Here is a 491-nt window from a genome sequence, read left to right as displayed (position 1 = left end):
ATCGCTGCGATGGTCGTGTCAACGGTGGTTTGTGCTGTGGCCAGTGTGGCTGCATCAACGACTTTGCTCAGCCATACTTTGGCTGTGGCGTTGGCATCAACACCTGCGTAGGCAGTGATTTCTTTGGTCGTGTCAACGGCTGTAGTGAACGATGTCGCTGCTGTGACTTTGGAGTCAACGGCTGTCTTGTCAGCACCAGTGGCGCCGCCCAGGATGGACAAAGCGGCAACACCCACGGAGACGGTACCGTTGGTGATTTGGCCTGCCCAGTAAGTCAGACCTGCTGGATCAGCTTCGTGGCCGAACAGGTTTTTGTAAATGGTGTTGACGGTTTGTGCTGTCGTCAGGTTGGCATACGTGTCTGCGTATTCCTTTTGTACGGAGAAGCTTTGAGCGATGTCTTTGAGGGACAGGCTGGACGCTGTCCAATATGCCAGACCCAGTGGGTCCGCTGGACGGTTGAAATAAGCGATGTAAAGCTTTTGGATATC

The 491-nt window shown here is 53.8% G+C and carries 1 protein-coding gene; it reads right to left on the bottom strand.

Annotated elements, in window-relative coordinates:
• A partial coding sequence (locus tag ACO0K9_RS28075) for a DUF4214 domain-containing protein (protein WP_422990693.1) occupies window positions 1-491 on the bottom strand: 491 nt, incomplete at both ends.

It is taken from the genome of Undibacterium sp. Ji50W (genome assembly GCF_049340445.1).
GTDB lineage: Bacteria > Pseudomonadota > Gammaproteobacteria > Burkholderiales > Burkholderiaceae_D > Undibacterium.
This window is presented reverse-complemented; position numbering and strand designations above follow the sequence as displayed.